This is a genomic window from Pseudomonas poae, assembly GCF_001439785.1.
Classification (GTDB): domain Bacteria; phylum Pseudomonadota; class Gammaproteobacteria; order Pseudomonadales; family Pseudomonadaceae; genus Aquipseudomonas; species Aquipseudomonas poae.
The window spans coordinates 44,322-70,614 of sequence record NZ_JYLI01000003.1 but is presented as its reverse complement, the minus strand read 5'-3'; the positions used below and the strand labels follow the sequence as shown (position 1 = coordinate 70,614).

Annotated in this window: 29 protein-coding genes and 1 tRNA gene; 19 read left to right on the top strand and 11 right to left on the bottom strand. The window is 58.2% G+C overall.

The genetic code is table 11. The features are described from left to right. The first annotated feature begins 121 nt into the window (after positions 1–121). From TU75_RS03995 to hrpT, 9 genes are all read left to right on the top strand, one after another. Positions 122–1,036 (top strand): sigma 54-interacting transcriptional regulator, encoded by a 915-nt coding sequence (locus tag TU75_RS03995; protein WP_060548274.1) that lies wholly within the window; start codon positions 122–124, stop codon positions 1,034–1,036. Positions 1,037–1,249: 213 nt separating this feature from the next. Beyond that, positions 1,250–1,405, top strand: a complete 156-nt coding sequence (locus tag TU75_RS27275; RefSeq protein ID WP_156422773.1) for a hypothetical protein — start codon at positions 1,250–1,252, stop codon at positions 1,403–1,405. Positions 1,406–1,491: 86 nt separating this feature from the next. Then, entirely contained in the window at positions 1,492–1,857 is a 366-nt protein-coding gene (locus TU75_RS03990; RefSeq protein WP_060548273.1) for a hypothetical protein, read from the top strand. A gap of 4 nt (positions 1,858–1,861) precedes the next feature. Then, complete coding sequence (gene sctJ, locus TU75_RS03985; RefSeq protein WP_060548272.1) at positions 1,862–2,632, top strand: type III secretion system inner membrane ring lipoprotein SctJ; 771 nt, start codon at positions 1,862–1,864, stop codon at positions 2,630–2,632. Then, positions 2,625–3,206, top strand: a complete 582-nt coding sequence (locus TU75_RS03980) for a hypothetical protein (RefSeq protein WP_003232953.1) — start codon at positions 2,625–2,627, stop codon at positions 3,204–3,206. The genes sctJ and TU75_RS03980 overlap by 8 nt, the downstream gene beginning before the upstream one ends. Then, complete coding sequence (gene sctL, locus TU75_RS03975; RefSeq protein ID WP_060548271.1) at positions 3,184–3,774, top strand: type III secretion system stator protein SctL; 591 nt, start codon at positions 3,184–3,186, stop codon at positions 3,772–3,774. The genes TU75_RS03980 and sctL overlap by 23 nt, the downstream gene beginning before the upstream one ends. A gap of 89 nt (positions 3,775–3,863) precedes the next feature. Next, positions 3,864–4,097, top strand: coding sequence for a hypothetical protein (locus TU75_RS03970; protein ID WP_003232948.1), 234 nt, complete (start codon positions 3,864–3,866; stop codon positions 4,095–4,097). Between the two features lie 268 nt (positions 4,098–4,365). After that, complete coding sequence (sctC, locus tag TU75_RS03965; protein ID WP_003232947.1) at positions 4,366–6,498, top strand: type III secretion system outer membrane ring subunit SctC; 2,133 nt, start codon at positions 4,366–4,368, stop codon at positions 6,496–6,498. Next, a complete protein-coding gene (hrpT, locus tag TU75_RS03960) occupies positions 6,495–6,698 on the top strand; it encodes an HrpT family type III secretion system protein (RefSeq protein WP_060548270.1) in 204 nt (67 codons plus the stop codon). The genes sctC and hrpT overlap by 4 nt, the downstream gene beginning before the upstream one ends. Before the next feature lie 70 nt (positions 6,699–6,768). On the opposite strand, the gene sctU is transcribed toward hrpT, so the two are convergent. From sctU to TU75_RS03905, 11 genes are read right to left on the bottom strand one after another with little or no spacing between them, the layout of a single operon-like run. Next, positions 6,769–7,866: a type III secretion system export apparatus subunit SctU gene (gene sctU / locus TU75_RS03955; protein ID WP_060548269.1), complete on the bottom strand. Its 1,098-nt coding sequence runs from the start codon at positions 7,864–7,866 to the stop codon at positions 6,769–6,771. Then, complete coding sequence (gene sctT / locus TU75_RS03950; protein WP_060548268.1) at positions 7,863–8,651, bottom strand: type III secretion system export apparatus subunit SctT; 789 nt, start codon at positions 8,649–8,651, stop codon at positions 7,863–7,865. Before sctT ends, sctU begins: the two co-directional genes overlap by 4 nt. A 10-nt stretch (positions 8,652–8,661) precedes the next feature. Continuing rightward, on the bottom strand, positions 8,662–8,925 hold the full coding sequence (gene sctS / locus TU75_RS03945; RefSeq protein WP_015371072.1) for a type III secretion system export apparatus subunit SctS: 264 nt from the start codon (positions 8,923–8,925) through the stop codon (positions 8,662–8,664). 7 nt (positions 8,926–8,932) lie between these two features. Continuing rightward, the gene (gene sctR, locus TU75_RS03940) at positions 8,933–9,586 is read right to left on the bottom strand and encodes a type III secretion system export apparatus subunit SctR (RefSeq protein WP_003232937.1); all 654 of its coding nucleotides are present in this window, start codon (positions 9,584–9,586) and stop codon (positions 8,933–8,935) included. Next, the gene (locus tag TU75_RS03935; protein WP_060548267.1) at positions 9,583–10,596 is read right to left on the bottom strand and encodes a FliM/FliN family flagellar motor switch protein; all 1,014 of its coding nucleotides are present in this window, start codon (positions 10,594–10,596) and stop codon (positions 9,583–9,585) included. The genes sctR and TU75_RS03935 overlap by 4 nt, the downstream gene beginning before the upstream one ends. Next, positions 10,593–11,051 carry a type III secretion system HrpP C-terminal domain-containing protein gene (locus TU75_RS03930; RefSeq protein ID WP_060548266.1) on the bottom strand — a complete coding sequence of 153 codons (459 nt, stop codon included), beginning with the start codon at positions 11,049–11,051 and terminating at the stop codon, positions 10,593–10,595. The genes TU75_RS03935 and TU75_RS03930 overlap by 4 nt, the downstream gene beginning before the upstream one ends. Further along, positions 11,048–11,461 (bottom strand): type III secretion system stalk subunit SctO, encoded by a 414-nt coding sequence (gene sctO / locus TU75_RS03925; RefSeq protein WP_003232930.1) that lies wholly within the window; start codon positions 11,459–11,461, stop codon positions 11,048–11,050. Before sctO ends, TU75_RS03930 begins: the two co-directional genes overlap by 4 nt. Further along, on the bottom strand, positions 11,448–12,806 hold the full coding sequence (locus tag TU75_RS03920) for a FliI/YscN family ATPase (protein ID WP_003232929.1): 1,359 nt from the start codon (positions 12,804–12,806) through the stop codon (positions 11,448–11,450). The genes sctO and TU75_RS03920 overlap by 14 nt, the downstream gene beginning before the upstream one ends. After that, positions 12,803–13,708, bottom strand: coding sequence for an FHA domain-containing protein (locus tag TU75_RS03915; protein ID WP_060548391.1), 906 nt, complete (start codon positions 13,706–13,708; stop codon positions 12,803–12,805). Before TU75_RS03915 ends, TU75_RS03920 begins: the two co-directional genes overlap by 4 nt. Before the next feature lie 36 nt (positions 13,709–13,744). Beyond that, a complete protein-coding gene (gene sctV / locus TU75_RS03910) occupies positions 13,745–15,838 on the bottom strand; it encodes a type III secretion system export apparatus subunit SctV (RefSeq protein ID WP_060548265.1) in 2,094 nt (697 codons plus the stop codon). Then, complete coding sequence (locus tag TU75_RS03905) at positions 15,835–16,890, bottom strand: TyeA family type III secretion system gatekeeper subunit (RefSeq protein WP_060548264.1); 1,056 nt, start codon at positions 16,888–16,890, stop codon at positions 15,835–15,837. Before TU75_RS03905 ends, sctV begins: the two co-directional genes overlap by 4 nt. Positions 16,891–17,153: 263 nt before the next feature. Here TU75_RS03905 and TU75_RS03900 point away from each other — a divergent pair, with 263 nt between their 5' ends. The 10 genes from TU75_RS03900 to TU75_RS03855 all read left to right on the top strand — a co-directional run bounded on the left by TU75_RS03900 (position 17,154) and on the right by TU75_RS03855 (position 26,244). Next, positions 17,154–17,705 (top strand): RNA polymerase sigma factor, encoded by a 552-nt coding sequence (locus tag TU75_RS03900; RefSeq protein ID WP_015371067.1) that lies wholly within the window; start codon positions 17,154–17,156, stop codon positions 17,703–17,705. A 299-nt stretch (positions 17,706–18,004) separates the two neighbouring features. Continuing rightward, a tRNA-Met gene (locus TU75_RS03895) sits at positions 18,005–18,081 on the top strand. A gap of 166 nt (positions 18,082–18,247) precedes the next feature. Further along, positions 18,248–19,489: a tyrosine-type recombinase/integrase gene (locus TU75_RS03890; protein ID WP_060548263.1), complete on the top strand. Its 1,242-nt coding sequence runs from the start codon at positions 18,248–18,250 to the stop codon at positions 19,487–19,489. 246 nt (positions 19,490–19,735) lie between these two features. Further along, on the top strand, positions 19,736–20,647 hold the full coding sequence (locus TU75_RS03885) for a hypothetical protein (RefSeq protein WP_060548262.1): 912 nt from the start codon (positions 19,736–19,738) through the stop codon (positions 20,645–20,647). An 87-nt stretch (positions 20,648–20,734) separates the two neighbouring features. Beyond that, positions 20,735–21,001: a helix-turn-helix transcriptional regulator gene (locus TU75_RS03880; RefSeq protein WP_060548261.1), complete on the top strand. Its 267-nt coding sequence runs from the start codon at positions 20,735–20,737 to the stop codon at positions 20,999–21,001. Beyond that, positions 20,998–21,336: a hypothetical protein gene (locus TU75_RS03875; RefSeq protein ID WP_060548260.1), complete on the top strand. Its 339-nt coding sequence runs from the start codon at positions 20,998–21,000 to the stop codon at positions 21,334–21,336. The genes TU75_RS03880 and TU75_RS03875 overlap by 4 nt, the downstream gene beginning before the upstream one ends. 528 nt (positions 21,337–21,864) lie before the next feature. Beyond that, entirely contained in the window at positions 21,865–22,149 is a 285-nt protein-coding gene (locus TU75_RS03870) for a hypothetical protein (RefSeq protein ID WP_060548259.1), read from the top strand. Further along, complete coding sequence (locus TU75_RS03865) at positions 22,146–22,418, top strand: DUF3077 domain-containing protein (RefSeq protein WP_060548258.1); 273 nt, start codon at positions 22,146–22,148, stop codon at positions 22,416–22,418. The genes TU75_RS03870 and TU75_RS03865 overlap by 4 nt, the downstream gene beginning before the upstream one ends. Then, positions 22,415–25,303: a DUF927 domain-containing protein gene (locus TU75_RS03860; protein WP_060548257.1), complete on the top strand. Its 2,889-nt coding sequence runs from the start codon at positions 22,415–22,417 to the stop codon at positions 25,301–25,303. The genes TU75_RS03865 and TU75_RS03860 overlap by 4 nt, the downstream gene beginning before the upstream one ends. A 98-nt stretch (positions 25,304–25,401) precedes the next feature. After that, positions 25,402–26,244 carry a coiled-coil domain-containing protein gene (locus TU75_RS03855; RefSeq protein ID WP_060548256.1) on the top strand — a complete coding sequence of 281 codons (843 nt, stop codon included), beginning with the start codon at positions 25,402–25,404 and terminating at the stop codon, positions 26,242–26,244. Positions 26,245–26,293 lie beyond the last annotated feature (49 nt).

Below are 26,293 nucleotides of genomic sequence, written 5' to 3'. Positions count from 1 at the left end.
TACATCATTCGCGCGAGTTCCTACTTCAAGACCCGCGCGCGGAAACTATAATTTGCACGCCACAGACATGCAGTTGATGACTGCTTTCTCAATAGCCTATTAATAGTGGAGTACCCTTTTGATGCCGGACTCCTTTCCTGGAGAAATTGAAAAAGATTTCTCATTCCTGGAAGGCTCAGACATTGAAAGCACGCTTCATCGTACTGCGCCACTCAATATAGATATCCTGTTACTCGGGGAAACCGGCACAGGCAAGGATACGCTGGCCCAACGCGTACATTACTTGTCGGGACGACGAGGTAACTTCGTTGCCGTGAACTGTGCGGCCATTCCCGAAAGTCTCGCAGAAAGCCAACTGTTCGGAGTCAACAGCGGCGCGTTCACCGGGGCGATGCAGTCGCGAGCCGGCTTTGTTGAGGCGGCCCATCTGGGCACTCTTTACCTCGATGAGATCGACAGTATGCCTTTGAGCCTGCAGGCCAAACTGCTGCGTGTGCTGGAGTCGCGCGGCGTGGAACGCCTGGGCTCGACGCGCTTCATTCCTGTGGACATGCGGGTCATCGCGTCCGCCCAGCATTCGCTGCATGCGATGGTCGAACAGGGCACTTTCAGGCGCGATCTGTTCTTTCGCTTGAATGTCGTGACTATCCAGCTTCCGGCCCTGCGGGACCAGCGAGAAAGGATCGTTCCACTGTTCTTGCAGATGGTCCAGCAAGAAGCCGAGCTTTTCGAATGCCCTGCGCCGACGCCCACCGCCGAGCTGTTGCAACAACTGTTGTGCCAATCCTGGTTGGGCAATATCCGGGAACTACGCTCGACGGCCAAGCGATTCGTACTGGGCCTGCCACCGCTTTCCCCGCCACTGAGCAAGCCGCAAGGCAATGAAATGAGCCTGAAAGCGCGTCTGCAGGAAATCGAAAAAGCACTGATCGAAGAATCAATGCAGCGCAACGACCGCTGCGTGGATCGCGTGGCTATTGAGATGGGCATTGCCAAGCGCACGCTCTACCACCGAATGAAGCAGCTTGCCATCTAAAGCAGCGTAAGTAATTTCCCTTATGACGGTACTTTTGGTTTTCCACTCGTCATCCATTACGCCGAAATAATTTTAGACACATCATCAGCACGCCCCATTGGAACGCTTCACTTTTCCCCCACCACGAAGGAAATGAGCACTTCAAAATCGCTCGAAAAACTACTGATAGTGAATGAACACTATCCAATTTAATTACTGCTCAAGAGGTGAACTATGTCAGTAGGTGGCCTGGGTACAGCCCCGCAAGATATCGCAGCAAACGCCATCAATGAACAAAAGAAGTGGGAAGCGGTAAAGAAAGCGAAAGAAGGCGCAGAGAATGAAAAATTCTCTGCCGCGATAGCCAATATCAAATCCATTCGTTTTTAAGCGGTGCTGTCCTCTCAGCGCAAGCGTTGAGAGGACTTCCCTTCAAATTTTGCTAACCGCACTCGATGCCCAGAAGAGAGAAACGAATGATCATCCCCCCCTCAGAGTTCGCAACAAACGGAAAAATCACCACTCGCTCGGACATACCTGCTCTGAACGATCGGGCGTCTGACGTTAATTTTTTTCTCTCCGAAATACACCAGACCGCCACACCAGATAACGGAACCCTGCGCGCCGTCGCTTCTTCCGAATCGACCTGGCCCGCAACCGAGTCGACGACGATAGCGCGACAACTGTCCAAAGGGTTTCGTGATGCAAGCCAGAACAGGCAGACAACAGAGGCGAGCAAGTTTCCCCAACTGCTTGCCGAGTCGCACGTAAACGTGATGTCCCAGATCAAGGTCGTTGGCGCCATCGCGAAAGCCTGCGACAAAATCTCAAGCATGGGGTAGAGGCATGTATCGCCGTCTAAGCACCCTATTATTGATTTTATTGGCACTGACGCTGTCGGGCTGCGGTGAAAGTGTCGAACTGCATCGCAATATCTCCGAACAGGAGGCCAATGAAATCATTGCGGAACTGGCGGATAAACAAATCCGTGCTCAAAAGATTCAGGGAAAAGACGGCGTCGCCGTTCGCGTCAAAGCCAGTGACATCAATCGCGCCGTTCGGACACTGGACGCTGTGGGACTTCCCAAGGTGACGCGCTCTACCCTGGGAGAGATCTTTCGCAAGGAGGGGGTCATCTCTACCCCTCTGGAAGAGCGCGCACGCTATATATATGCGTTGTCCCAGGAGCTGGAGGCGACCTTGTCCAACATAGACGGTGTGGTCGTCGCACGGGTGCATGTGGTGTTGCCGGAACGCATAGCCCCAGGTGAGCCCGTACAACCTGCATCCGCCTCCGTATTCATCAAGCACGACCCGCGGCTGGACCCTGACAACATCAATGCGCGGGTGCGCAGGATGGTCGCCAGCAGCCTCCCCGGCATGGCCTCGGCGATCGACAACACGGTAAAGCTGACCGTCGTTTTCGTACCGGCCACGCCCTATCAGGAGAAACAACAACTCACCTACCTCGGCCCTTTCCTGATACCCGAGCAAGACCTCGGATTCTGGCGCCTCAGCCTGCTCATGCCGCTGGTGTTGCTCTTTACAGGAGGTATTGGTTGGCTGCTATGGCGAAGAAAAAGGCTCGCTCCTGCGATAAAAGACGCCTATGAGTGATGATCTCAATTGGGTCAGGTGGTGGGCCTTCCCCTGGAAGCACGCCCACATCGACTGGCTCACCCAGACCGGCTTTGTCGACACGGCAGCGCTTTCACGCAGCCACCATGGTCGGGTGAGCAGGATGTTCGACATTCAACCCGAGCTTCCCCCGCCCATGAGTCCGGCCCTGCTGCAACTGGTGCAAATCGACGCGCAACCACGAGACCTCATACTCCTACTCGTCAATGAGGTTTACAACGCGCCTCACCACCGCCGGCTCAATCAAGAACAGCTCCTTTGGTGCCAGCGCCTGGCCAAGGCACTGCCACCTGACCCAACACCGGCAAGCATCGACGACCCGTTGCACTACCTGCGAGCGTGGGTCTCACCGCCGATATGGCAGCGGCTGCGCTTGAGCTTTGCCTGCCAGAGGGTACTTGAACTGGAGCAGCACCCAAGGCTTGAGGACACTCAAGGCCGGCTGGGTATTTTATGGCAAGCCGCCATTTGGCGTGCGACCTCGACCCCCACCGATGACGCGCTACACGCGCCCCCGGAGAACGCCCAGCATGTTTTGCGCCCACAAGATTGAGCTGCACACCCGCCCTGACGACCTGCCGACAGCGCTGATCTCCAGGGAAATGCTCGTCGAACATACCCAGGCCCGTCAGCTGCTTGAGCACGCCGAAACTCAGGCACAGGCGCTCATAAATCAAGCCGAAGCCCATTGCAAACAGCTGCTGGACGACGCCAGCAATGAGTTCTGGCAGCGCGCCAATGCCCAACTTCATCGTTGGGAGTCAGAACGCCTGGCGATGGCCGAGAATCTTGAGCGTGTTGCCACCTCAGTCATCAACACCGCGATTAGAAGTTTTCTCAACGAGGCCCCACCTGCCCAACGCCTCAGTGCCCTGCTCGATAAGTTATTGGCAGCCGGATTGCCTCCGGTCGAGGCCAACCTGCTGTGCAATCCGCAGGATCGCGAATCTGTCGAACAGTGGCTCATCCAGCACTGTGATGTGCCTTGGACGCTCCGGGTTGAGGCCGGGCTCGCCGCCCAGTCGCTGATTGTTGAAACAGACGACGGCGGCTTTCATATCAACTGGACGGATGCCGTGGACGGCCTGGTACCGATCCCGCCTCAAGGCCAAATCAGATGACCACTCTTTTGTTAACAAATGGATCAGCCGAAGGAACTGGCCGCCCATCAGTGGCCACACAGGAGTAGCCCCCCACCGGAGTTAAAGCAATGACTAACGACGCCCGCATACTCGACAGCCTCTACCGGCAGCGAAGCCGTTCCGATAAGGCGCTTGGACAAATCGATGAGGATATTTCCGCTGGAGGTGACGACGAAGAACTCTCAAGAGTCTTCGACCAGCTTATGCAGGAGAAAATCGTCATTGCCAACAGCTATGCCGTGACCTCGGTCTATGTCAATTACAAACACGAAACCCTGAAAAACGCCATCAATGTCGCTTAGTGAGTGGCAGCAACGTCCCGCAAGCCTGCGGGGCAATCCAGCCTGGCACACCTGCACGGCGCGCCGGTTTTTTCGCAGACGCCGGTCACCTCTGGTTGCTGCAGTCATCCGCTACGTGGTTGCAGTCAGCTACAGCGGTTGCCCCCCTTTAATCGCGACTCAACCAACGCGAGATCAGGCGCAGGGCAACAGCGCGCCTGACAAAGGCCGGGGCGGATTAACGCCTACTTCATCAAGTGCCCTTGCGCACTGAAACAGAGATCCTGTCATGCATAGCAAGACCCACAAGCACACCCGCTTGCGTTTGAACTCGCCCGCACTTCAAGCAAAACGCCCTCAGTGGCGCCTCCTGCTCGCCCTGCCCTTTTTGTTGGCACCGCTTCACAGCGTCGTCGCCGCCATTCCCTCCGACTGGAAAAACACAGCCTACGCGTACGAGGCCGAGCATAAGCCTCTGCGGGATGTGCTGGAAGATTTCGCTCAGACATTTGGCACACAGTTGCAGATCGATGGCCTCCTGGACGGCGTCGTAAATGGCAAGATACGCGCCAATACGCCGCAGTCATTACTCGACAGACTGGGGGTGGAACACCGCTTCCAGTGGTACCTGTACAACAACACGCTTTATATCAGCACCCTGGACCTGCAAGAGTCCGCACGCCTGGAAGTCTCCGCCGAAACCGTCGCAGACCTCAAGCGAGCCCTGACCGATATCGGCCTGCTCGACAGCCGTTTCGGCTGGGGCGAACTACCCGATGATGGTGTGGTACTGGTCTCGGGTCCCAAGCGTTACATCGACCAGATCAAGCAATTCAGCAGCCAGCGCAAATCAGCCGACGAAAAACAGAGCGTGCTCAGCTACCCGCTGAAATTCGCCAACGCAGGAGATCGCCAGATCGATTATCGCGGCGAGAAAATAGCCATCCCAGGCGTCGCCAGCATGTTGCGCGGGTTGTTGGAGCCTCGGTCGCCTTCCACACTGTCAACGATGAGTCCACGTCCCTCTGCATCCCAGCCTTCGCCCATCACGCCGAATTATCCAAGACTGAACAACCCGATACTGGGGCAGATGCTCGGCCAGACAGCAAACGCTGGACAATTGGAAACCGGCGCAACGCTTACCCCGCGAGCCCCCGTGTCGGCCGGCAGAATCCGCGTGGAAGCCGATGTGCGTAACAACGCTGTGCTGATCTATGACCTGCCGGAGCGGCAAGCGATGTACCGCGAGCTGATTACCCAGCTCGACGTCGCGCGAAAAATGGTGGAAATCGACGCCATCATCCTTGATATAGAGCGCAGTCAATTGCGCGAATTCGGGGTCAACTGGGGCAACAGTCGTTTCAGCAGCGACATGCGGCTGGCACCGGGAAGCTCATCGCAGCTGTCGATCGAAAACCGTGACCGTTTCTTTGCCAAGATACGTGCCCTGGAGCAACGCGGCCTGGCGACCATGGTCTCCAACCCGTCGGTTCTCACCCTGGAAAACCAGCCTTCGGTGATTGACTTCAATCGCACCCAATACCTGACGGCAGGTACCGAAGTCGCAACGGTGCTGCCCATCACTGTGGGCACCAGCCTGCAAGTGGTGCCCAGGGTGATTACCACCCGCGGCACTCATCAGGTGCACCTGCTGGTGGATATCGAGGACGGCAACTTCGACGAATCCGATCCCAATCGTCTGGGCCCGGATGTACGCCGGGGCAATGTCAGCACCCAGGCGGTGATGGCGGAAAAGCGCTCGCTGGTGGTCGGCGGTTTCCATGTCACCGAAAGCATCGACAAACGCAACAAAATCCCCTTGCTGGGGGATATACCGCTGCTGGGCAAGGCGTTGTTCTCCTCCAGCGAGCGCAAGAACAATCGTCGCGAACGCCTGTTCATCCTCACCCCGCGCGTGATCGGTGACCAGGCCGATCCTTCACGTTACCTGCCGCAGGACGATCAGGCGGAACTGCAGGCAGCCCTCAAGCCGCTGGCCAGGCGTTATGCCGAACACGCGCCCGTCATCAAGCGCAGTGACATCACCGGCACGCTGGCGAACCTGGTGACCGGCCGAGTGCCGCTGGCCTTCAAGGCGGCCCCCATGCCACTGGGGCTGGCCACCTTGTGCAGCACCCGCGATTTACTGGCAATGAATACCGAACGCAGCCAGTGGTACGCCGGCCCGCAGTTCAATGTGGCCGTGGTCGTGCTGCGCAACCAGCTCAAACGCAATGTGCGTATCGACGAAAAGGAGTGCAGCACCTCGCAAACCCTGGCCGTGACGGTGTGGCCACGGGCCTGGCTCAAGCCGGGTGAAGAAGCCGAGGTATTCATTGCCATGCGACCGGTGGTGAAAGATGAACACCTCAGCGTGCCGCGCCCCTCCTTGCTCACTCCAGCTAAAAAGGCCACGCCATGAAACACCGCTTGTTGTGCGTCACACTGATCAGCGCAGCCCTGCTCATCAACGGCTGCAGCCCCACGTGTAGAGGCGACTCCTGCTCGCGTCCGCAATCGACCAAAGACAAGCTGGTGATCTGGTGGCCACCGCAGATGCGCGTCGAGCCCGGCCCTTCCGGCGAACGTGCGGACTACCAGACGATTTCGCTGGAGCGCTAAGTCCAATGATCAACGCCCGGTGTTACCGGGCGTCTGATCTGCTGGTGGATAAGGGCGTGGCCTGAGCTGATCAGCGCAACTCCAGTGCCGGCAACTCCAGGGTTTCGCGCTTGGCGTCATCATCCAGCTCGCGCAAGGTGCGGTAGATCAACGCCACAGCCTGCAAGGTTTCGCGGGGGATACCGGCGCCCAGTTTATGCGTATAGAGCGTGCGTGCCAGCCAGACACACTGGATCACCGGCACCTCGGCCGCCTTCGCCTGCCGGATCAACTCGCGAGCCTCGTCGTCCATTCCCTTGTTGACCAGCACCGGCAGCGGCGTCTTGCCGGGTCGGTAATACAGGGCAACGGCAAAGTGCGTCGGGTTGACCACAAGCATGTCGGATTCCTCCAGCTTGGGCAGCTTGACCTTCGGTTCCTCCTGGGCCAATTCCTGTGCCAACGCGCGGCGCTTGCCCTTCACATGCGGGTCGCCTTCCATGTCCTTGTATTCCTTGACGACCTCGACCTGGGTCATGCGCATGCGTTTGGCGAAAAAGTGCTTTTGCAGAACCAGGTCAATGAGCGCCAGCACCAGCAGCAGGGCCAGGCAGGCGTGCAGTAAGTAGCGGAACAGCGCGATCAACGCGAGGATGTAGGTTTGCAGGTCACTGCTGGCCAGGTTGATCAGCGTGCCCAATGAAGGTCTGATCACCAGATACACAACCATGCCCAGCAGCAGCGCCTTGGCGATGCTCATCAACAGATTCATGACCGATTGAGCGGAGAACATCTGCTTGAGCTGCTTGAGCGGGTTGAGGCGGTTGAAGTCGAGCTTCAACGTCTCCGGCGCGAACAACAATCCGAACTGCATCCAGCTGCTGATCAGCTTCATGAAAATGGCCGTCGCAACCATTAGCAGGGCGAACGAGAAAAACACCGTCAAACCCTCGAACAGCACTTCCTCCAGCGCACGCGTGAAAGGCTGGGCCATGCTCGACAGGGGCAACCTCATCAGTTGCTGAAACCGTTGCAAACTGGTTTCGGCGGTGAACAACGCGATCTCGCTGATGGCGGTCAGCGCCAGTAACTTACCAATGTCCTGACTTTGGGAAACCTGACCTTTCTTGCGCTGATCACGCAGTTTCTTGGCTGACGCCGGGTGTTTCTTTTCACCTGAGTCACTCATGATGGCGAGCCCTGGAACATCAGCCCGAGTGAGTGTTTGAGATCGCCCAGCAGGTTCAGGCGTCCGACCATCAAGTCCTGCAGCAACGCAAAGTACAGCAACAAAATACCAATGCCCGCGAGGCACTTCACCGGTGGCGCCAACGTGCTCACTTGCAGTTGCTGGCTGTAGACCCCCAGCAGCGCGATGCCGAATTCCATAAACAACAGCACGGCAATGAAGGGCGCGGCGTAGAGCATCATGTGGGTGAAGGTATCGCCGAGTATCCCCAGGAAAATACCGAAGCCGTTGATTGCCGGCAGCGGTATCCAGGCCGTGGCCGGCCAGATCCGATAGCTGTCCCATATCACTTGCATGAGGACACTCAGCCCCAGCACAGCGATCAGCAGGTAGATCACCAACTGCTTGAACAAATGCCCGACGGGCGTCGCATCCGGCCCCAGCGAAGGGTTGAGCTGACCGCCGGCCAGGGCGCCGCGCTGGTTGTCCAGCAGTGCGCCAACCGACTCGAACATCCAGAAGGGCATCGCCAACAACACACCCAGCAAGATGCCAAGGGCCGCCTCTTTGCCTATGAGGCCGATGATCATGAGTGCGGAGTAGTCCTGGCCCGTAATTACCGCATGGATAGCCGGCGCCGGAATGAAGGCCATGACCGCCACGATGGCGTGCCGGGGCACGCCGCGTATGTGTTGGAAACAGAACGCCGGCACCAGGAGAGCACAGGGATAGATACGTGCCATGCCAATCAGCAGGCTTGTCAATAAATCGAGATAAAGCAGCACGGACCTGCCCTCAGTTCAATGCCGAGCGAGCGATCATGTCGAACATCAGGTTGATCAGTTGAATCAACTCCACGCCAATCCAGCGCCCGGTCAGTATCAGTGTGATACCCACCGCGACCAGCTTGATGCCAAAGGGCAAGGTCTGATCCTGAATCTGCATCAGCGCTTGAACCAGCGATGTCAGTACGCCGACGACCACCGCCACGATCAGCGGCGGTGCCGTCAGCACAACAACCAGCAGCATGCCCTGCTTGAACAGCACAATCGGTTCCATAGGACACTCAGAGGTAAGAAAGGAAAAGGCTGTCGAGCAACCGCGACCAGCCGGAGACCATGACGAACAGCAGCAGCTTGAGTGGCAGGGAAATGGTCATGGGCGAGACCATTTGCATCCCCAGCGCCAGCAGCAGGTTGGACACGATCAGATCGATGACGATAAACGGGATATAGATCAGGAACCCGATCTCGAACCCCGCCTGCAACTGCGACACCACAAACGCCGGAATCAACAGGACCCAGTCCTCGCGCTGGGTGCTTTGCGCCATTTCCGGCGGCCACATGCGCGCGCTGTTTTCCTGCAGATGGGTGAGTACATCCGGGTCGGTGTTACGCGTCATGAAGGTACGCAGCGGTTGTATGGCCACAAGACCCGTTGCCTGAAGCGTCTGTACATTGCTCATGTCCAGAGGCGAAGTCTTGAGGTTCTCGGCGATCTGATAGCCCACGGGGGCCATGACAAAAAGCGTGGCGGCCAACGCAATGCCATTGATCGCCATGCTCGGAGGCACCTGCTGCACGCCAATGGCGTTACGCGTAATCATCAGCACAATGACAATCTTGAGGAAAGCCGTACAGACGACCAACAGCATCGGCAGCAACGACATCGCACCGAAGAACAGCGCGAGTACAACCGGATCAACGCCCTGGAACATCATCGGGAGAACACCACGCGCGTCAGTTGCAAACCGAGTCGCCCCTCCACTTCCACCAACTGCCCTTGCCCAATGGGACGGTCGCCGTAATACAGGCCGGCGACGCCGGGTGCGTACCCGGTGATGCCCAGTACGGTACCGGGAGCCAGGTTGCGCAACTCGCCCAGGGTCAGGGTCAGGACACCACAGCGCACGGTCAACGCCATGCTCAACTCGTCAAAGGGCTCCCGGCCGAAGGCGTCCTCCACCGGGTGGTCAAACTCAGGCCCCGGGTATTCTTGTATGACAAACTCTTCGTCCACGCACGCGTCCTCGATCGCAGTAAGGTTCAGGCATAAGCGCCCGGATTCATCTTCAATACGCCCTTGCAGCCGACGACTTCCAATTGGCAAGTGGCCAAGGCCCTGCACATCGAAAAAGGCCTGTTCGAGCATCAACACATCACCTGCACGCAGAACGCGCACTTGCGCGACAGGCAGGCTCAAGCCGCCCAGCTTCACGCTGATTGACAATGGAAAAGAGACGGGCAGCGCAGCGGCCATCTGCTCCCAGGGTCCGGCCGCATACGCAGCGAGCAAGCTTTCAGGGGCCAGCCACAGGTGACCTGCAACCCTGGAGAGCCCCAGCGTCACGGTAAAGCGACAACCAAAGTCCAGCTTCCTGGGTGCGGGCAGCAAGCGCAGGTAGCCAAACAACGACGACAACTGCGGGGCGAGGTGAAGCTGGAACAATTCCCAGAACCAGGATTTGGGGTCGTTGCCGACCTGCGCCAGGGTTACCGGGCATTCGCCCATCAAGCTGAACATCGCCTCTGGATCAGAAAACGCCAGCACCCCCAGGGCGCTCTCGAAACACAAAGGGTTCATCCCCGCAGGCGTGAGGCCGGGCTCAAGCAAAAAAGCACCACGCTGATCACCCACTTGAAACGGCAGGCGCAAGCCGCGTCCCAACTGATGCAACGCGGCCGCCCTTCCCGCCTCGACCACTGGCAGTGTCAACGCCGACATGATCATGCCGGGCTCACGCGCGCGAGTTGGAGGTCGACAGGCTGCCCCAGCGACTCCACCAGCCGGCTTTGAAGGCTTTTCTGCACCGTGCCGAGCCACTGCGCCGTGTGTGCCTCTTCGGCGTGCAATTCGATGCCCCAGCTACCCGGCGGCCTCTGTACACGGGCGTTGATCCGCCCTAGCCGCGGAAGGTAAAGCACGGCCAGCAAGGGCCATTGCGCAGAGGCCTGTAGTCGCGGCGCCAACTGCCCAGCCAAGGCTTCGAGCATCAATTTATTCGTCGCCGTGATTGAGCCTGGCAGGCTGGACACATAACCGCCTTCGCCCTGCTCATGGGTAAACAGGCGGGCGAACAGGCTTGCGTAATCCAGAGGCAACACCCCTTCGCCAGCCGATTCGTCGTCTCGTCCGTACTCGCGCGCACGCGGTCGCTCGGGCTTGCTTGCAGGTATGTCTTTCATGTTTCTTCCTGCGCCAGTAAACGGGACAATTCCAGAATCTTTTCAACCTCACGCAAACACTGGGTGACCTGCCTCTGCGCTATGTCGACCTCGGTCACTTGCTGCTCCTGCTGTCCGTGCAATCCGCGCAACTGTGCTTCTTCGCGCTGCGTCGTGGCGGACAAGGAGCGCTCCTGGTTATTCCACGACTTGAGCGCCTGCAACGAGATCACCTGCCCTTGATGCTGGCTCAGCAGCTGCGCACCTGCCTGGGCTTCCTGCAGGCGGGTTTGCTCAAGGACTTGCTGTGCCTGTTCAACTTGCAGTTGCAGGGATCGTTGATGCCTTTTGGCCTTGCCCAACGCACGCTCGGCCCGGTCCGCCCGGTGCTTGCGCAGACGCCGCAAGGTTTCCAATTCAGAAAGGGACATGGGCAGTAAGCTCCGTCAATTGATCCAGGGTCGAGTCCATCAGCGCGGGCTCGCGCAAGTCCTGACGCAGAAAACCATCGACCCGCGAACGGGTGTCCACCGCCATGTCGGTCAGGGCGTCACTGCCAGGCTGGTACTCGCCCAACTTCAGCATCAGCTCGATCTGCTGATACGCCGACAACAAGCGCCGCAGTGCCGTACCGGCCTGAATATGTTCGGGCGTGGCGACGTTGCTCAAAATTCGCGACAGGCTGGCCAGCACATCAACGGCCGGGTAGTGACCACGCTCGGCCAGCTTGCGGGACAGCACAATGTGGCCATCGAGCAGCGAGCGGACTTCGTCCGCCACGGGATCGCTCATGGAGTCCTGCTCGATAAGCACGGTGTAGATCGCCGTGATAACGCCGTCCTGAGTCAGCCCGGCGCGCTCCACCAGTCGCGGCAGCAAGCTGTAAACCGAGGGTGGCAGGCCGCCTCGCCCCAACGGCTCACCGGCCGCCAGACCGATTTCGCGCTGGGCCCGCGCAAACCGGGTCAGGGAGTCGATCAGCAGCAGCACCCGCTTGCCCTTGCGCCGATAGCCCTCAGCCAGCGCGGTTGCGGTGAAGGCTGCGCGGGCGCGCTCCATGCTTGAACGATCGGACGTCGCGCACACCAGCACGGCCTTGGCGCGCAACTGGTCATCCAGCTCGTGGTCGAGAAACTCGCGCAGTTCGCGTCCCCGCTCGCCGATCAAGCCAAACACAATCACATCGCACTCGACGTTACGGGCAATCTCCGCCAGCAAGGTGGTCTTGCCACAGCCGGCACCGGCAAACAGCCCCACACGCTGCCCCTCGCCAAGCGTCAGCAGGCCATCGATCGAGCGCACCCCAGTCGCCAGTGCGCGATGGATCCTGGGCCGTTCGGTAGGCAGCGGCGCCTCGCACAACACCATGCTTGCATCGGGACTGTCGACCTCGACAAACGCACTGGGGCCAACGCCGCTGATCGGCCGTCCAAAACCATCCAGCACCTGACCCAGAAGCTCATCACCGACCAGCACTCGATGCGACACTCCCAGACGCTGCACGCTGGCGCCCACGCGTACCCCTTCGAGATTGCCCAGAGCACTGAGTACGGCGTCCTGCTGATCGAAACCGATGATCTCAGCCAGCATGTGGTCGTCGACAGACTTCTCAACCTGGCACAGGTCACCGATACGCGCGTTGGGCAAACGGCATTGCAACAGCATGCCATTCACGCGCTGCACTCGACCGCGCATCGTCACCGGCATGAAGTTGGCCAGCGACCGAGTCTGGCGCTGCTCCCAGGCCTCCAGGCGCGCCTGCAGGTCCGTACTCACCAGCGCACCTCATAGCGCTGCGTGCCGTCGAAAACCACCTTGGTGTTGTCGATCAGCACCAGGCGCAAACCGTCTACCTCGTCACCCACGAACAGCCGGCTGCCTTCTTCCAACACGACGTGGCCGTTCGGCCCGCCGACGATCTGCACGATCTTGAACGGCAGCGCTCCATCGCGCGCGCGCACACGGCTGATCACCGGTACCGCACTGTCGAACAGCTCGCCAAAGCGGCTGAGCATGCGCGCTACCAGCGCCATATCGTCCGGGGACACGGCGCCATTAAGCGCGATCTGGCCATTGATCACCTCCAGGCTGACCCTTTGGCTCAACTCGCGCTCGCTGAGCATTTTCAACAGTTGCTGACGGACTTCAAACGGCGAGGCCAGTTGTTGTTTAACCGCCACGGGAGGCATCAAGGAAGCCTGGGCATCACGTTCTCCCGAGGACACCATGCTCACCACCACGGCGATAACCGCCACCAACAACACTGCGCTGATGAGGCGTTTTTGCTGCTTGTTGGAGATGGACGATAACTGCAGACCCGGCGATGGCTCGTTCGCTTGCGGCGCGGGCGCGGGAGCAGGTGACGGGCCGGGCACCTCAGGCCAGGGTTGATCGGCCAGGCACACATAGAGTCGAATGGCCCCTAGCGAAAACGGTATGTTCAACGCCAGGCTCGCAATCTGTGCCAGCACCTGTCCCTGATCATCATGCAGCAGCCCGGCTTCAGCCTGCACCGACCATTGCGAGTCAGCCAACCGCAGCCGCGCATGCTGCTCGGCAATACCGGGGTCGTTAAGCATCAGGTCGGCGTCAGGGTGAGCACCGATGCTCCACTGCTCGCCAAATAGCGGTAACGCAGCGCCCTGGCGCTGGCCATTAAGCACTCGCAGCTCAAACATCATCGAGCGCTCCCATGCGTTGAACCCGGTGAAAAATCATGCCGCCGCACCGCGCATCAATTCGTCTTGCCCCAGATCAAAACGCCCCAGGACTTTTACCTTGGACGTGCTTGCCAACTCGGCAAAAGACAGCACGGGCACATGGTTGAATTCTTCCAGCAACAAAGCGCGTAAGGGGCTGCGCAGGTCCTGTGCCACCAACATCACGCTCTTGCTCCTGGCGCGTAAGGTAAATGCCTGGTTGAGGAGGTTGACCAACGCGGCGCTGCTTTCGTTATCAAGGGCAAAGAACACCCCGGTCTGGGTCTGGCGCAACGCCTCGCGCAGGATGTTTTCGGTATGGGGAGACAACAACCACGCATGCAGGCCATCGTCCTCGCTGTACTGCTGGAAGATCTGCGCCTTGAGGGCAATGCGTGCATAGTCGGCGAGTGCATCGGGTTCGCGCTCATGCTGACCGTGTTCGATCAGCGACTCGACAATCAGCCGCACCGCACGCAGCGGTACACCTTCGCTGGCCAGGCGCTGCAGAACCGCTGAAAACCGCGACAGCGGCATGATGCGTTGCAGCTCCTGCACCAGCTCCGACTGGTTGTGCTCGAGCCAGCTGAGGATTGCCTTGCTCTCCTGAATACCCAGGAACTGCGGCCCGCTGAGCATCATTGCCTGCCTCATGCGCTCGATGATCAGGCTGGTCGCGGTAAAGCGCTCAAGTGCGGGGTCGGCGAGCAGCGGATCATCAGGTGGCAGCCAGAGCCAATCCTGTTCATCACGCTCGGCCAGTCCCGGCACTGCATGCTCCGGTCCAACCGCCAGCGCCTTACGGTCAACAGCGACAAGCGTGACCACCGACGCCTTGACCATCGGCACCTCATGCACACAGAAGCGCATTTCATCAGCGGCCAGCGCGTCGTCGAGTTCGACTTCGAACGGCGGCAATGTCAGGCCGATATTGGCGACCAGCGAATTTCGTGCCTGACGAATACCGTGAATAAGGTCCGTAACCTCAGGCGTCCCCCGTAAGGAAGGAGGAAACTGCAACAGATAAGGCCGCGATGGATCGAACCCACGCAAGTCTTCATTACCGTTCTCTTCAGGGCGCACCACATTGGCAGCTTCCTCCTTGGGCTTCTCCTCGCGTTGACGCTGACGCATCAAGTAATAACCGAGGAAGCCGGTTGCCGCCGAGATCAGGATAAACACCAGGGTAGGCATGCCGGGCACCACTGCAAACGCGAGCATGCCCACCGATGCAATCATCCAGCTCTTGGGTTCACTGGTCATTTGCCGCGCAATTTCGGCGCCCATGTTGCTCACCCCCTTGCGACCGTCCGGCGCCACACGGGTGATGATCATGCCGGCCGTCAGGGAGATCAGCAGGGCTGGAATCTGCGCAATCAGACCGTCGCCGATGGTCAGTACCGAATACAGCTGTATCGATTCGGCCGCACTCAAGCCGTGTTGAAACATACCCGTGGTGAAGCCGCCCAGCAGGTTGACCACAACGATAATCAAACCGGCGATGGCATCACCCTTGACGAACTTCATGGCTCCGTCCATGGCACCGAACAACTGGCTCTCGCGGGACAACTGCTCGCGTTTTTCCCGCGCCTGCAGGCCGTCGATAAGTCCGGCACGCAGGTCGCTGTCGATGGACATCTGCTTACCCGGCATCGCATCCAGGCTGAACCGCGCGGCGACCTCGGCAACCCGTTCCGAGCCCTTGGTGATCACCAGAAAGTTGACCAGGGTGAGGATCAGAAAGATCACCATGCCGACGGCCAGATTCCCCCCGACCACGAAGTTACCGAACGCCTCGACGATATCGCCGGCGTCCTGCTCCAGTAAAATCAGACGTGTCGTGGCGATCGACAGCGCCAGGCGAAACATGGTGGTCAGCAGCAGAATCGAAGGAAACGAGGAGAACGCCAAAGGCCCTGGCAAATACAGCGCCAGCACGATCAACAGGCACGATATGCAGATGTTGATTGCAATCAGGATGTCTACCAGCCAGGTGGGCAGCGGCACGATAAAAATGAATACGATGCCCAGGACCACCACGGCGCCCAGCACTTCGGCACGCTGCGCCACTTTAAGCAGCGCCAGGTTGATGGTAGACAGTAGCGTCACGCCAGCGCCCCCAAATCACCGGCAAAACGTGAGGGTTTGCGCTCACTGCGCTCCAGCTCGCCCATCACTGCGATAAAGCAGTCCAGGGCGTTCTGCCGCACTCGACTGTCCGGCCACAGCGCCAAGGGCAAATCGCGCATCAGCGGATACAGTGCATTGAGAAGCACCACCTGCCGCAGGCTCGGGTTATGGCCAAGATCATGCCCAAGCCGCAGGATTTCACCCGCATCGATACCGCTGCCGGCGTATCCCAGCAGACGCTGCAGAAGGCTTACGGCGTCGTGATCGATGCCCAGTCGCTCGATCAACGCATGGCAACTGGCTAATACCGTGCCCAGCTGCCCACAACTTTGCAGGGCCAGCAACAAGGTGCGCAGCCGTGGTGTGGTCATTGATGAAACCAGGGCCGCGATGTCGTCAGCCAGGGCTTTGCGCATATTGCCGAGCCGGGCGGAAAACGTATCGCCACCGTATGCCCCCAGCAGGGCCTGCATGATCGTGGCCAGCGATTGGCGTGTGGCGATGCTGGCATAGTAGAGCGCGCGCAGGGCCTGGCGCTCTTGTGGATCACCCCCTGACTCCAGCAGCGTACCGGCGAATGCAAGGCCCGCCTGGATTTCCCCTTTGAAACCGACCGACAGCAGCGCAATGGCATCGCGCGCCTTGGCGGCTTCGGAAGGACGCGCCTCACTGTCCAACTGGACTTCCAAGTGCTTGAGCACCACGAACGCACGGGCGGGGTCTCCTTCGGCAAGCTCCACCCACTTGTCGACACTGACGTTGTGCTGCAACTGGTGCCTGAACCGCCGCGAAATGGCCGCCAACGACTCCTGGGCCGGATAACCCAACTGATCGTAAAGCTGCGTCAGCTGTTCGGAGGGAGGAATGCGTATCGCCGTCGCCCGCATGGCGCCGTTGCCAGCGAGCACTTCCCGGTCAAAGATTTGAGCAAGCTCATCGACCTTGGCCGGTGCGGGCGCAGAAACCGCCGCAGTGGCGGATGGATCAAGATGCCGGGCGGAGGACACATCTTTGGGAAATTCGACTTTCATGGGCATGCCAATACAGGAAGAGTGTGCCCCCTGTGTGGCGACGCTCGCCCATGCGGTTCCATCAAAATGTGTACATCGACACCTTTGACAATACCGGCACAAACCATCGGCGCGTTTTGCAAATTACTGCGCAAAATCGCCGCATTTCAATATATTTATCTATATAAATCATAAGGTTGAGGATTTTTTTCGCTTGGCACAGCCAGTGCTAAAGGGGTTTCCGTCGAAATTTTTTCGATAGCGTCTACCCTGAGGAAAAAATCGTGAATATCCCTATTGAAGCTTTAGCGCAGCTCGTTGGCAACTCGCCTCAATTCATGCTCCAACTGACGGACGACCAGCAGAAAAAACTCCGACGTTTTATCCACAAACGCGTACTCAACCCCGAAGATGCCGACGATATCCTGCAACTCACCTATCTTGAGGCCTGGCGCAACAGGGAACGCTTCAGTGGCCAGGCGAGCCTCAGCACCTGGATGTGCGGGATTGCACAGAACCTTGTCCGCAACCACTTCCGACGCCTCTATGCCAAACCGGTGCATTGCGAATTCGATGAATCGCTGTGGCATGGACAGGAGGAAAACAAGAACCTGGATTGGGAGTTCGAGATCAACCGCAGACTGGAGAAAACCCTGAGCGCCATCGACCACCTGCCTGCAGAAATGCGCAAGACGTTATACGCCTCACTGGAGACCGACGGCAGCTATCAGGACACTGCCAACGTGTTGGACATCCCTATCGGCACCGTTCGTTCACGCCTGTCGCGCGCGCGCGAACAGCTTAAGCGCGTCACGCATAACCCGCTTCAACCGTAAGCGCCTGGGAGCAAGCGTTGGGCGGCAGGGATATCTGCCCAACCGAATGTTTAGAGCACAGGACAGACTTCTTTCAGAACGCCCCTCCAATTCTCCCCGCCCTCGCCTCGTCTTCGAAGACGCCTGACTAGTAACGCCTGGACGGTTACCGCGCGTCAGCCACCCTGCTTGATCATCGCGCCCCCCCGATCGCCCGTCTTCAACAACGGCAGCTCCGGTTAAACAATTGAAAGCGTAGAAAAAATCTCAACAAAAGTGCTTGACGCATTCTCGTTCTGCGCGAATAATGCGCGCCACTTGGCTACGTAGCTCAGTTGGTTAGAGCATAGCATTCATAATGCTGGGGTCCGGGGTTCAAGTCCCTGCGTAGCCACCAAGTACCGATCCATAGACGTCTACAGGAGTCTATGAATCACCTCAAGAAGCCCGCCTAGTGCGGGCTTTCTTGTTTCTGGCTGTCCACCTCTATCTCCCCCTATCCTTCCCCACCGTGTATGCCCACGTGTATGCTTCATAAATAATTGAACTGAAGGCATACAAGGATGAAACGCACAGATATCAAGCGGCGCCCTCTCGCTGACACTACACTTTCCAGCCTGGAGCCTGAGGCCGGGGCATACCGCGAACTAGACAGCCCAGGGCTCTATTTCAGGGTCAAGCCAAACGGCCAAAAGTCTTGGGAGTTACGCTACAAGAAGCCAGACGGCAAATGGTCATGGCTTGGTCTTGGTGGCTACCCGGAAGTGGGCGGCGCTTTCGCTAGGCAGAAAGCATCTGATCTACGCGCTGACGCATCGGAAGGTAAGAACCCAATCACCTCCAAGAAAGCTCGCCAAGCCGCCGAGATCAATGCGGCCAACGACACCTTTGAAGCACTAGCAAGGGAGTGGCACACGTCTCGCCTAAGCGGGTGGGATGCTGGTACGGCCAAAAGAATACTTGGCGCACTTGAACGCCATGTATTCCCCTCGCTCGGTAAACGCCCCTACACCTCTATCATGTCGATTGAGTGGATGGAGCTATTGAGAGGGCTTGAACGTCAGGGGATTCTGGAACAGATGAGCCGTGTGAGGGCTTATTGCAAAGATATCTATGACCTGGCTCGCGTGACAGGCCGAGCCGTCAACAACCCATTGGAAGGCGTACATAAATTTCTGTCCTCGGGAAAGGCAGAGAATTACGCCCACGTCTCCCCCGATGAACTTCCGGGGTTACTTCGAGCGATACGCTCCTACCCACATGCCAAAGATGTTCAGCTCGGCCTAAGACTACTGACCCTGATGGCTGTACGCCCCAGCGAACTGCGAGAGGCACATTGGGTAGAGTTCGATTTCGACAAGAAGCTGTGGACCGTTCCAGTCGAGCGCAAGGGCCGTAAGAAAGGTCGTGAGCACCTGGTACCATTATGCACTCAAGCAGTCGAAGCACTATTGGAGCTTCGGCAACTCACCGGCGCTTACCAACTCCTGTTTCCAGGTAGAAGCGACCGCACTAAACCCCGCAGCGATACCGTGTTCCTAATGGCACTCAGACGCCTTGGCTACGAAGGGCGCCAGACCGGTCATGGCTTCCGCCACATCGCCAGCACGATCCTCAACGAGCACGGATATCCTGCTGACCATATCGAGTCCCAACTCAGCCACAAGGCACAAGGTGTCCGCGGGATTTACAACAAGGCTCAATACCTTGAGCAACGCTCGCAGATGATGCAGTGGTACGCCGATCATCTTGATTCCCTAGAGGCCGGAAATGTGGTGCAGGGTCAATTTGGGAAGGCCGTGTGAAGCCGTTAACCCTAAGCCCCTTCAAAAATGGTGTTACAGGTGTTACGCGCGTTACGAAAACCTATAAATCATTGTTTTTATTAAATATATTCACCGTTACACGCACTGAAAAACTTCTGAGCACCACGTGTTACATAGAAGAGTCGTGTTACAGAACGGCCACTCCCGCAAACCTGAAGGCATCGCAGTTTCCATCCGAAAATCGCCGTAACAGCCTACTGGTTTCGGGGCGTCGGGGAGACCTAAATGGACATTGAGCCAGGTGTGGAACTAGAAATCGCCGGTGTGGATGTCGACTGTCTACTTTGGGATCTCGACGATGTTGAAATCGCTGTTCGCACGTTGTCGTTGTATCACCAATTCTCCGAACGCTTTAGCGATGCGTTTCACTGCATCGACAACGCGATGTCCTACTGGCTAGAGGACGGCCGCTATGCTGACTGCGCAGAATCAACTACGACGAAGATGTTTCATCTTCGAAGCGTGATTGATCAGCACGTTTGTTTTTCCGAAGCGACCTCACTACCTAGAGTCATTCGAGGCGTCCTAGGGATCAATCACCCAGCCAGCGACACCCAGCTTGTAGCAACCTATGCGCTCATTCAGGCAGTCGAGGCAGTAACGGCACTTGGCAACTGGCTTTTCAATCTAGAGCAGCGTCTCTATGACCTTGACTATGATCTGGTTGAGCAGATCAGGCTAACTGACGCCGCCCAGTATGCTTCTCTCCTCAAAAGGGAAAGGGAACGTAGCAGCGAACTTGAAATAGAGGCCCGGGAGGAGTTCGCCATTCGGTATGGCGAGACCTCAAAAGCATTGATGTTAGCTTCGCTGTACCAAGAAGCTGATCACATGGACAACCTCAGAAACGACTTGATCGCATCTCGGTTTCTGCGAACTGCACTCGATCAGGCATTTGCAGCAAAAGCGTCGGAAAGGGGCAAAGCAGCCGGGAAAGCCAACGGCAAGCCGGGGACAGCGAAGCAAGAGAACACCAAAAAGCTTTTTGAAGAGATAAGCAAATCGGCAATAAAGCAAATCGCTGTTGACCCCAAAATATCAGCGGCCGACCTTGTCAAAATACTCGTTAAACAGGGCAAGGGCTCTATACCAACCGTAAGAAAATACCTAAAGAAAGGCGGTTTTCTACCAAGATAATTTTTACGCAGTGGAAGAAAAGCAAACCATGTTTGCTTTTTTTTTGCCTCTTAGTCTGTGCCTGTCTTTCACTTTACAGGCACGACTATGACGAGCTCTCTCCCTTCCAAAACGGTACACATCAAAGATCTGGCGCCTGCAACAAGGTTGATAAGAGTTACTGAAGTAATGGCCATTGTAGGCCTCGCCCGCCCCACCATTTACAAGCTCATGAGCCAGCCTGAAAGCGGCTTTCCACAAGCAGTAAAACTCACCGACAGCACCGCTCGTGGGGCCCCCGTCGCATGGGTCCTTTCTGAAGTTTTGGATTGGACTCACGCGCGCATCGCTGCTCGCGACAGGGTGGCGGCATGACTCCTATTTTTCTGCCACAAACGAATTTAGACACCGGCGATTTACTCGGTATCGGGCTCCTACCCAACGTTACTCCCAAAGGCCAAGACCGCCTTCGCACATTGCGTGATGACGCCATATCAAAAGGGGCCCACGTAATGCTTCTCATCTGGCCGTCTCGCGATTGGGTGATGCTTTCAATCGAGCCGCCAGAAGAGATCCCGGCTGAGGATACCGAGCAGCTCATTCCGAGTGTCCGGGCCAACGTCACTGCGCTTGAGCTCATGCTCACGAACTCTCGGCATGGCAATCACCTGTTCTGGATGAACTTGAGTCGTGTCGCTTCCCAGCACTAACGAAAACGCCCCCGGCGGCAACCGGAGGCGTTGAGGTAAATCTACATGCCTGATCAATTTATGCCGCATCGAAAAAATCCGCAAGTGATCTGCACAGTTGCACTTTCAAAAAACGGACGTTACTCTCTGGTCGTCGCTGCAAATTCAGCGACCGGGTTTGACGGCCCGTTCAACAATAGGCGCACAGGCGCCCCCATTACGATTGCAGGCGCTTTTTTTGTGCCCGCATCTCCGTTTTATGGCGGCTGTGCGTGGGAGACCTTCGGGTCTGCCGGGTTCCTATTGTCCCGGTCCGTCAACCTGCGCACAGCTGCCACCCTAATTCGTTTGACGGCGAACCGTGGCAGCTCCTCAACAATAGGAGTTTCGCCCCATGCACGCCCTCAATCCGTCCAAAATTCGCGCCGCTGCTCATCGAGCAATGGCTCTCGCCGCTTTACACGCCAACTCCAGCCTCGCTACACGCCTTTCCCGTTACAACGCCCATATGTCCAAGGCTCGCGCCCTGGAAGCCGCAGGGGGTGCCCAATGAGCATGCTCCCAGGCTTTTCACTACCCGAGGATCTGCTCTGCGTCAGCCAGGATGCTGAAGCCGGTATTCCCATTGACGCCATCACCTGTGCTCTGGACCGTGCCGACTCCGTTCTCATGCTGCTGGAAGACCACTTAGACGGGGATAAACCCCTGCTCTCCAACCGCGTGCTGTCGTCCGTTATTTGGGACGTGCGTGGCACCTTAGGCTTGATCAAAACACTCACCATGTACGGTGATGCCTCCTCTGTGCCAATGGGCCAGAAAGGCGGTGCTCTGTGAACGCTGCCAACACCCTCGGGCGTGCAGAATTCTCATGCGTTGCCAGCGGTAGTCAAAAGCTTTTTAAGGTCAATGCAGGCGTACCGATCGAGGACGCACTTGAGGCCATATCGCTGTTTCAGTACTACGCCAATCAACTGACCCTAGACGCAGCCATGAGTAATGAGGGCGAACGGTTTAGTTGGCCGGCGTTCTACCTGGGCGAGATGGCAAAAGCGCTGATCGATGACGTCAACGATGCGCTGTATGCAACGAGGACAGCGCCATGATTCAGCGCACCGGCAACACTTCAAAACGCCCCAGCTTTGCCGACGTAAAAAGCGCAGCCCTGAAGAACATCGACCGTGTGCTTGCTCACTGGCTGCCAGACGGCAAACGTATCGACGGTGGCAAGGAATACACCGCACCGAATCCCACGCGTACCGACAAGCGCGCAGGGTCACTCAAGGTCAATTTGAGCAAAGGCACCTGGGCGGATTTTGCCACCGGCGATAAGGGCGGTGACCTGATAGACCTGGTGCGCTACATCGGCGGCGGCACAGACGTTGAGGCCTGCAAAAAGCTAGCGGATCTGCTCAGTGTTTCGGCAGGTTCTGCGACCGCCAAAAGCGTACCGACCAAGAGCGCAACACCGGAGTGGATCGCGGTTCAGCCGATCTCGGCCGAGGCCATGAACAAGTGCCCAACCAAGCACCGACAACACGGCGCCCCGTCCAAGGTGTGGATCTATCGCGATGGGCAGGGCCAACCGGTCATGGTGCTGTATCGATTCGACTTGAGCCCAGATGAAGACGGCAAACCGCGAAAAGTCTTTGCGCCGTTGACCTGGTGCAAACGTTCGGATGGACAAACCACACAATGGCGCTGGCAGGGATTGCCGGAGCTCCGGCCTCTGCTACGCCTGGATGAGCTGGCACAGCGCACCGATGCGCCCGTGGTGTTGTGTGAGGGCGAGAAAGCAGCTGATGCCGCCGCTGAACTGATGCCCGACCATGTAGCCACGTGCTGGCCAAACGGCTCCAACTCTTGGCACAAGGCCGACCTGACGCCACTCAAAGGGCGCACGGTGGTGCTATGGCCGGATAACGATGCCAGCGGCAAGACCTGCATGGACGCCATCGAGCACAAGTTGATTGAGCTGGGCGTCGCTTCGGTACAACGAGTTTCGCTCGACGTGTTCAAGCTCAAGCCCAGCAGCAAAGGCGGAGAGCCCACGCTCATCAAGGGTGGAAAATGGGCAGACGGCGACGATGCAGCGGATGCGTTAGCCAAAGGCTGGACCGCTGCCCACATCGCCGAGCTGGTGCGCAGCGGTGAGTTTTTCGGCAGTGCCGCTGAGCCAACTGAACCTCAAGAACAGAAGGCAAAGGCGCCCGCCAAACGCCCTGCGAAATCGAAAAATGACCTATTGCCGGGCGGCTTTCGCCTGACGTCTGAAGGGGTGTTTTATTCCGGCGATGATGGCGAGGCGCGTCCTGTGTGTTCGCCTCTCGAAATCATCGCCCGTACTCGCGACGACAAGGGCCATAACTGGGGGTTATTGGTCGAGTTCGACGACCCGGACGGCGCAAAAAAACGCTGGAACATTCCGGCCCGAACCATGACCGGCGACTTCGGTAAGGACGTACTCGGCCCGCTGGTAGACATGGGCCTGCGCCTTGCTGGAAGCCGATCAGGGCGCAACGCACGCAATGATCTGCAGAGTTACCTTGGCGGCTTCGATAGCGCCCAGCGAGCACGTTTGGTAACGCGCCTGGGCTGGCACGACAATGCGTTCCTATTGCCCGAACAACAGATCGGCTCGCACGCCGAACACCTGCATTTTTATGAGGCCGGTGCGCAGTTGCCGCCGATCAGCGAGGCAGGTTCTCTGGAGCAATGGCAGCAGCAAATCGGCGCGCTGTGCGTTGGTAACCACCGCTTGGCGTTTGTCGTTTCTGTGGCCTTTGCAGGGCCTCTGTTGAACATGCTCGGTCATGAGTCGGGCGGCTTCCACCTGTATGGCGACAGTTCCGGGGGCAAAACCACTCACTTGCAGGTCGCGGCCTCGGTTTATGGCGGGCCACGTCTGATGCGCTCATGGCGCTCGACGGATAACGCCCTGGAGTCAATCGCCGCCGCACATTCGGACGGCCTACTGGTGCTGGATGAAATCGGCATGTGCGATCCGCGCATTATCGGCGAGACGGTGTACATGCTCGGCAATGGCACCGGTAAGGCTCGTGCGAATGATCGAGGACAAGCGGGCCGACAGGTTCAGGAGTGGCGCTTGCTGTTTCTCTCGACCGGCGAGAAGACATTGGCGCAGCACATGGCAGATGCCAACAAAGAGCTGAAAGCCGGCATGGAGGTGCGGATGCTTGCCGTGCCAGCGGACGCCAGCAAAAGCCTGGGCATGTTCGATGTACTGAACGGTTTTGATGACGCTGCCGCCCTCTCTGACGCGCTCAAGGCCCGTGTCGCCAAGTACTACGGCACCCCCCTCACCGCCTTCCTGCACGCACTGTGCGCGCCTGGCGAAATGCTCAGATGGACGGTGATCATTCGTCGCACGGTGGAGCAGTTCATCACCCAAAACCTGCCCGCCTCGGCCAGTGGGCAGGCCCAGCGCGCCGCCCTTCGCTTCGGCCTCGCAGCAGCGGCCGGAGAGCTGGCCACCGCCTTCGGCGTCACCGGTTGGCCCGATGGTACGGCCACGACCGCCGCACGGGTGTGTTTGCACGCTTGGCTGGCTGAGCGCGGCGGCGCCGGTAACTTCGAGGGGGATGCGATTGTGGCTCGACTGCACCAGGTCATCGAACGCTTTGGAGAGAGCCGCTTCACCCGCTGGGAATCTGCCGCCGCCAAGATCGATGAACACGGCCCACGCACGATTGATCGACTGGGCTTTCGCAAGACGATGGAACACGGCATGGGCGATGCCCTGCATACCACCAATACCTATTACGTGCTGCCGGAAGCCTGGAGGGCCGAGATCTTCAAGGGCATGAATATCAGTGCGGTGAACAAGGAGCTGCTGCAACGGGGCGTGCTCGAGCCGGGAACCGACGGAAAGGCGTACAGCTTGATTCGCCTGCCCGGGTTAGGACCTCAACGCTGCTACGTGGTGAAGACCGTTCCAGGAACGGATGAAGGCGAGGCCAAGGCCGCCTGACGGCATGCCTGCTGATAGAGGTAGCGCCGGCTCATTCCCGGCCTTGCCAGCCATTCGACAACCATCCCTATTAACCGCAGTACCCAGAGACAATACAGATGAACACTATCCAAGAATTGAAAGACCGCCGCGACCAACTGACCCTCGAAGTGGAGAGTATTCAGGGTGACCTGGCTCCCTTCGAAGAGGCGCTGGAAAGCCCGGAGGTTATCCAGCAGGGCCGTCAACGAGCCGTGCAGGATGAAATCAACGATCACAAAAGACGCATCGACTCGCGAAATCTGGAGATCAGCAACCTGAATCAAAAGATTCATCGCCTTGAGAGATTGGCAAACCGTGAGAGCTTGGCTGCGGGATACCTCAGCGATATGGCGAACTGGAAAGCCGACGAGATGGAACTCAACGAAAAGCGCAGCAGCATCGAGACCCGGTTGCAGCAGGTCCGCCAGAGCGATCAGGAAGACATGGCAAAAGCTCGACAAGCTGAAACAGACGCGGCCACCGCTTATGCACAGGCTGTCGCCTGGGGCGATGTAGAGGGCGAAAAAGCGGCTAACGCAGAAGCTCAAAAGGCAGCAAAAAACCTCACGGCTGTGGCTGAGCATCACCGCCGCCAACAACTGCTCATCACCGCACTGGAGCAGGAGCTGGTGACGATTGATCTGCATATCACAGAGGCACAAAAGGAACGCACCGAGATCGAGAATAAAGCGGCTCACCTGGCGAACACTGTGCTGGAAGAACAGTGGAATGAGGCCGCCAAAACACTGCTGGAGACCGGCGGCAAGCTGTGGGCCGCACGCAACCTGATTAGTCGTGACCCGGTTGCACTGATGAAGCTGGATATCCCTGAACTGGGCGAGCACTTTGGAAGCTGGACCTGGCGAGAACTCGCGGCTCGCTCACACCAACACAGCCTGCTTGACCTGTTGGCGGCCTAACTCAAACCTTCCCCGAAGCAACCGGCAAGGGTCGGCTGCTTCGGGCCTA